This window comes from Pseudanabaena sp. lw0831, from assembly GCF_016584665.1.
GTDB lineage: Bacteria > Cyanobacteriota > Cyanobacteriia > Pseudanabaenales > Pseudanabaenaceae > Pseudanabaena.
Genome location: NZ_BBJB01000087.1, coordinates 1 through 6,526 on the forward strand (window position 1 = coordinate 1; position 6,526 = coordinate 6,526).

3 protein-coding genes are annotated in these 6,526 nt (G+C 43.9%); 2 read left to right on the forward strand and 1 reads right to left on the reverse strand.

The features are described from left to right. Positions 1–3,133, forward strand: a 3,133-nt coding sequence (locus APA_RS18805) for a CBS domain-containing protein (protein WP_201323780.1), incomplete at its 5' end; no start/stop codon positions are given. 5 nt (positions 3,134–3,138) lie between these two features. Next, positions 3,139–4,272 carry a hybrid sensor histidine kinase/response regulator gene (locus tag APA_RS18810; protein WP_201323781.1) on the forward strand — a complete coding sequence of 378 codons (1,134 nt, stop codon included), beginning with the start codon at positions 3,139–3,141 and terminating at the stop codon, positions 4,270–4,272. A gap of 289 nt (positions 4,273–4,561) precedes the next feature. Here the strand turns inward: APA_RS18810 and APA_RS18815 are convergent. After that, positions 4,562–6,526: response regulator (locus tag APA_RS18815; RefSeq protein WP_201323782.1), on the reverse strand; the 1,965-nt coding region annotated here is incomplete at its 5' end.

A 6,526-nucleotide genomic window follows, 5' to 3' on the forward strand; every position in this document is an offset into this window, starting at 1 on the left:
TCATCAGCAACAATTTCAACAAGAGGCAAGATCTAGCTGTGTCTTGGTATTAGAAGATGAAAAGTTAATCGGCGTAGTGACCGAGCGCGATGTGGTTCGCCTCAGCGCTCAGCAGCAAGACCTCAATCGTCTATTAGTCCGAGAGGTGATGGCTCATCCCGTGGTTACTTTGCGCGAGTCTGACTTTACAGATTTGTTTTTAGCAGTCAATCTGCTCCAGCAATACCACATTCGCCATTTGCCGCTTCTCAATGAGCAAGATCTCCTCGTGGGAATGGTGACTCACGAAAGTTTACGACAAATTACCAGACCCATCGATCTCTTGCGGCTGCGATTGGTGTCTGAGGTGATGACTTCTGATGTAGTGTGTGCTGTCTCCGATCGCTCTATGTTGGCGATCGCGCAAATGATGGCAGGGCAGAAAATTAGTTCGGTGATGATTGTTGAGACGTGTAGTACTGATAACTCCCTACAAATTCCTGTGGGCATAGTGACCGAGCGTGATGTTGTGCAGTTTCAAGCCCTAGGCTTAAACCTTGAAACCTGTATCGCGCATACGGTGATGAGTACGCCGATCTTTTCCGTTAAACCAGAGGATAACCTCTTGACGGTGCAGCAAATTATGGAGCAAAGGTTGATTCGGCGCTTGGCGGTAACAGGTGAATTTGGCGAACTATTAGGAATCGTCACTCAGACCAATTTGCTCCAAGCCTTAAATCCGACTGAAATATATAATTTAGCCAAGGTTTTAGAAGCAAAAGTAGAACAACTAGAATCAGAAAAAGTAATTCTGCTAGAAAATCGCAATATTGAGCTAGAACGTCAAGTTCATCAAAGAACCGCATCTTTATCAGAAGCAGAGAAAACACTGCAAGAACTCAATCAATCCCTAGAAGCGAAAGTTGCAGAACGCACCCAAGAACTATGGCAGATCAATAAGCTCCAACGCGCCATTCTCGCTGGCACGGACTACGCGATTATCTCTGTAGATGTAAATGGCATCATTCAGACTTTTAATTCTGGCGCGGAAAAAATGTTGGGCTACAGTATGGGAGAAGTTATCGGACAGGTTACACCCGAAATTTTCCACGATGCTCAAGAGGTGAGCGACAAAGTTGCCAAAGCTTCAAAAATATTGGGTAAAGATATTGGTGTGGGCTTTGAAGCGTTAAAATATATGGGGATAAAAGGCTTACTTGATGAGGAATGGATTCATATTCGTAAAGATGGCTCATGTTTTCCCGTATTATTATCGGTGACAGTCCTTAGGGATGACAATGGGCAAATAATTGGCGCTTTGAGTGTAACAAAAGATATTAGCGATCGCAAACAAGCCGAGCAAATTATTCTCCAACAAGCAAATCGAGAAACCTTATTGCGAGGAATTACTCAGCGTATCCGTCAATCCCTCGATCTCTCAATAATTTTTGATACCGCTTGTCAAGAAATTCAGCAATTACTGCAATGCGATCGCGTCGGTATTTTCAAGTTCTATCCCGAATCTAATTTTGATGATGGTGAATTTGTCGCCGAATCCGTTGTCGATGGATTTAGTTCAGCAATGGAAGTTCACATTCACGACCATTGCTTCGGCGAAGGCTATGCCGCCGCCTATGCCCAAGGTCGAATGCAGGTCGTGAATGATATAGATAATGCTGGGCTGATGGACTGTCACCGTGATGTGTTAGTACAGTTTCAGGTACGGGCAAATCTAGTGATTCCATTACTATGTGGCAACAACCTATGGGGATTGCTGTGCATTCATCAATGCGCTCATACTCGCCAATGGCAAGAGCATGAGATTAATCTAGTCCAACAAATTGCGAATCAATTAGCGATCGCCATTCAGCAAGCTAGTCTATATGCTCAATCTCAACAAGAAATTGCGGAACGTAAACAAGCCCAGCAACAATTAACCGAAACCAACCAACAACTCGCCCGTGCAACCAGACTCAAAGACGAATTTCTCGCCAACATGAGTCACGAACTCCGCACGCCCCTTAATGCCATTTTAGGACTATCAAATGCATTGAAAGAACAAATTTTAGGCTCGTTGACTGAATCTCAATTAAACGCGATCGGCATCGTCGAATCAAGCGGCGAACATCTACTAGAACTGATTAACGATATTCTCGATTTATCAAAAATTTCATCAGGAATTGTGGAATTAAAAACTGAACCCACCTCAGTCCAAAATCTCTGCGATTCCAGCCTAGTCTTCATCAAACAACAAGCATTTCAGAAGGGATTAGAAATTCATAGCCATATTCCTCAAAATATCAACAAAATCGATATCGAAGAACGTCGCATCAAACAGGTTTTAATTAACTTACTCAACAATGCCGTCAAATTCACCCCAAGCGGTGGTAAAGTAAGCCTTTTAGTTGCCATCGGTAGTGGTGATACATGGCAAGGAGAGGCAACGATTCCGCAACAAATTAGAGCCATGAATTCGCCAGTGATTGTATTTCAAGTCACGGATACTGGTATTGGTATTGCTACTGAAGATTTGCAACGACTCTTTCAACCCTTTGTGCAGTTAGATAGTGCACTTAACCGACAATACGAAGGTACTGGCTTGGGTCTAGCTCTCGTTAAAAAGATCGTCGAACTTCATGGAGGGCAAGTGATCGCCGAGAGTCAAATAGGAATGGGTAGTTGCTTTACCGTTGCCCTACCCTATGAAATGTTTGGGTCTAGCGATCCCTCGACCGACATGACTGATGTCACTCGACGATCGATAGCAGGTAATTCTGGCAAAGCGATCGTTCCTCTGATTTTGCTAGCCGAAGACAATGAGGCAAACATTGCAACCCTTACCGCCTATCTGACAGCACTCAATTACCGAGTGGTCATTGCTAGAAATGGAGAAGAGGCTGTGGCAATGGCTAAAGCGCATTCCCCAGATGCGATCGTTATGGATATTCAAATGCCAAGAATGGATGGGCTAACAGCGATCCGCCTGATCCGAACCGACCCACAAATTGCGGCAATTCCAATTATTGCCTTAACAGCTCTGGTGATGGAAGGCGATCGCGAAAGATGTTTAGAGGCGGGAGCCAATGAATATCTGACTAAACCGATCGTGTTTCAACAACTTAACGATGCAATTCAACAAATTTTAACTCAATAGAAAATATGAACGCACCCTCAATTTTGATCGTTGACGACGAACCGAATAATTTTGCAGTGATTGCAGCCCTATTAAGCGATTGTGACTATCAGATACATTATGCTTCCAGCGGTCAACAAGCTCTTTCATCCCTAGATATCTACAATCCCGATCTAATTTTGCTGGATGTCATGATGCCTGGAATCAATGGCATTCAAGTCTGTCAGCAAATCAAAGCCATGCCAAAATGGCAAGCTATTCCGATCGTGATGGTGACAGCCTTAAGTTCCAAATCAGACCTTGCCAACTGTTTAGGTGCTGGAGCCGATGACTTCATCAGCAAGCCTGTCAATCCTGAGGAGTTGCGCGCCCGTATTAAGTCAATGCTTAGAATCAAAAAGCAGTTTGACAAGATCCAATCCTTATCGCAGATCCAAGAAAATACGATCGATACCTTAAAAATTTCTCTCGGTGCGCTGCGTGGCAACTTAGCCTCTAACCTATCCCACGAATTAAATACGCCCCTCTACGGCATCATCGCTCCGATCGAGTTAATCAAAGACTTTCTCAAAGACATGAAGATAGCTCCAGCCCTTGAGATGCTGGACATAGTCGAGCAATCGGCAAGTCGCATAGAAATGCTAACAAAGAGATTGCTCGTTTATTTTGAGTTAGAAGCATTCGTAAGTAAGCAACATCCTGTTAAACCAATGCGAACTAAATTCTCCAGTACCGCCATTGAAACGACATTGCGATCGCAGGCTCAGAGTAGCAACCGTAGTAACGACCTAGTATTTTCGCTTGAGGATGCCGAGATCGCGCTATCAGAGCAATATCTATCCACACTTTTGTATGAATTAGTCGATAATGCTTTGAAATTCTCCTCTTCAGGGACATCCATTACAGTTAGCAGTCAAATCGAGGGGGATATGCTGAAGTTATCCGTATTGGACTTAGGTCGAGGCATGACCGAAGAGCAAATTGCTAAAATCGATGCCTTTATTCAGTTTGAGCGCGAGACTTACGAGCAACAGGGAACTGGGCTTGGCTTAACCATCTCCCGAAAAATTGCCGAACTAACTGGAGGACAATTTTGGATTACGAGTGTCTATCGGCATGAAACTAAGGTACATCTGACACTGCCGCTCGCTCGCAGCTAGCCAAGAATTTAGACGCATAAATAATTGAGGGAGACATTTAGAAAAATAAAGATATTGCAGCGATCGCTTAAATAGGTATGGTAACGATTCATTTAAAACTATAGTCGTGGTCTTTATAATTAGGACATTTTGACTAATTGGGCGTGTGGGGCTGCGCCCCATAAAGGGGTTCCACCCCTTAACCACATCCTAAGTAACTTGGCTGCTACTATACTGCAATACTCTACAGTTCTATTGCTGCCGCTATTTTTGCTGTCCATATTTAGAAAGAGTATTATTCGTATTAAATCTATGTCAAAATTTGCTGAATTGCAGTATTCAGTTGGCGGAACTTGATGGGTTTAGCGAGATATTCATTGGCTCCCGCCGCTAGACACCTTTCGCGATCGCCTTCCATCGCCAGAGCCGTCAGTGCAATAATCGGAATAGCCGCAATTGTTGCGTCAGCCCGAATCAGACTGATTGCTTCTAGCCCATCCATGTCTGGCATTTGAATATCCATGAGAATGATATCGGGAGAATCTGATTTTGCCTTGGCAACTGCTTCTCTTCCATTTTTAGCGACAACTACGCGGTAATTGATCGCGGTCAGATAGGATGTGAAGGTTTGGATATTTGCTTCGTTATCTTCAGCGAGTAAAATAAGCAGCGCACGATCAGGATCGATGCTCAATGGCGATAAAGCAGTGGAAACTGTTGTAGATTCTGGAACTCTAGACTCGGACATATCATAGGGTAGGGCAACCGAGAAACAGCTACCTTTGCCGATTTCACTCTCAGCCATGACCTGACCACCATGTAGTTCGACAATCTGCTTGACTAGGGCTAGCCCTAATCCTGTGCCTTCATATTGACGATTGAGACTGCTACTGACCTGCACGAAGGGTTGAAAGAGTCGTTGTAAATCGTTGGAGGTAATGCCAATGCCAGTATCGACGACTTGAAATACGATCATCGCTGAATTCATCAGTTTGATGCGCTGGGGGATTGTCGCCTCTCCTTGCCATGTATCGCCTTGACCAACTGCAACTAGAAGATTCACTTGCCCTTCACTGGGAGTAAATTTGACAGCATTGGTGAGCAGATTGATTAAGACCTGTCTGATGCGACGCTCCTCGATATTGATATTGTTTATATTCTTAGGAATATTGCTAGTGATTTGCACTTTCTTTTGAAATGCTTGCTGTTTGACAAAGACCAGACTAGAATCACAGAGATTTTTGACTAAAACTGATTCAACATTTAGTTCCATCATCCCTGATGAGATTTTTGATAGATCGAGAATGTCATTAATTAGGGATAGAAGATGTTCGCCGCTTGACTCGACTGTACCGATCGCCTTTATTTGTCGTTCATTGAGCGAGCCTAAAAGCTCCTCTCCGAGAGCGTTAGACAGTCCTAAGATTGAATTGAGCGGGGTGCGGAGTTCGTGACTCATGTTGGCAAGAAATTCATCCTTGAGCTTGGTGGCGCGGAGAAGTTCATCATTGACTTTGAGCAGTTGGATTTCGGTTTGCTCGCGGAACGACAATTCAGCTTGAATCTGTTCATAAAGATTAGCTTGTTGAATGGCGATCGCTAACTGATTCGCAATTTGTTGGAGCAGTTGAGCTTCTGAATCTTGCCATTCTCGCGGTTCTGCACAAGCATGGACGACCAAAACACCCCACAGCTTTTTAGATCCGTCCGTTGCTACCCAGCGATGATTTTCACTAATGTGCGACTCTAGGAGAATTGGCGCGATAATTTTGGACTTGATCTGACCTTTGATCGAGTATTCCACTAGGCATTCTGTCCAAATGTCATTCATCACATCGGGAACAATGCGAGGCTTGCCTTGCCAATAGCAATCGAGAATTTCCTGCGACCAAACTTCGTCTTCCCAATTAAGGGCTTTGAGATTGGGAAAGTTACTATGTACAGATTCTTCGACAATTTGGCTGTTACCATTATCAAATAGTTGAAAGACGATCGCGCGATCGCCAGACAGCACATCTTTAACCTGTTGAGTCACCACTGCCAGAATCTCTTTGAGACTAAGTGATTCGCGAATTTTATTGATGATTGTCGCTAAGGTTTGCTGTTGTCGCAATTGCTGCGCTATTTTCAATTGAGATTGCTGACGTATTAATAGTTCCTCTTGAAGTTGCTCATAGAGACTGGCTTGTTGAATAGCGATCGCTAATTGACTAGCAATTTCTTGAATTAGATTAATCTCATGCTCTTGCCATTGGCGAGTATGAGCGCATTGATG